This window comes from Ralstonia sp. VS2407 (genome assembly GCF_052950655.1).
Genome location: NZ_JBRFVG010000338.1, coordinates 1 through 443, shown reverse-complemented (window position 1 = coordinate 443; position 443 = coordinate 1). Strand labels below are relative to the sequence as shown.

General features: G+C 62.8%; 1 protein-coding gene. It reads right to left on the bottom strand.

Annotated features, from left to right (window positions below; translation table 11 throughout):
* The coding region (locus tag ACU8YE_RS25345; RefSeq protein WP_446930338.1) for a TCP-1/cpn60 chaperonin family protein at positions 1-388 on the bottom strand (388 nt) is incomplete at its 3' end.
* Positions 389-443 lie beyond the last annotated feature (55 nt).

Genomic DNA, 443 nt, shown 5'->3' with positions numbered 1-443 from the left:
CCTCCACAACGGCGTCGACAGCCTTCTCGATACCGCGCTTGAGGCCGACCGGGTTTGCCCCAGAGGCCACAGCGCGCAGCCCCTCGTGGACGAGAGCCTGGGCTAGCACGGTAGCGGTGGTGGTTCCATCACCGGCCACGTCGTTGGTCTTAGTGGCGACCTCCTTGGCGAGCTGGGCGCCAAGATTCTCATACGGATCAGTGAGGTCGACCTCCTTGGCGACGGTCACACCGTCGTTGGTGATGGTCGGGGCTCCCCACTTTTTGTCGAGGACAACATAACGGCCCTTAGGACCGAGGGTCACCTTGACGGTGTCGGCGAGAGTGTCGACACCGCGCTCGAGGGAGCGACGGGCCTCCTCATCAAACTGAAGTTGCTTAGCTGCCATGTATCAGCGCCTCACTTCTCGACGACGGCGAGGATGTCACGGGCGTTGAGGAGCA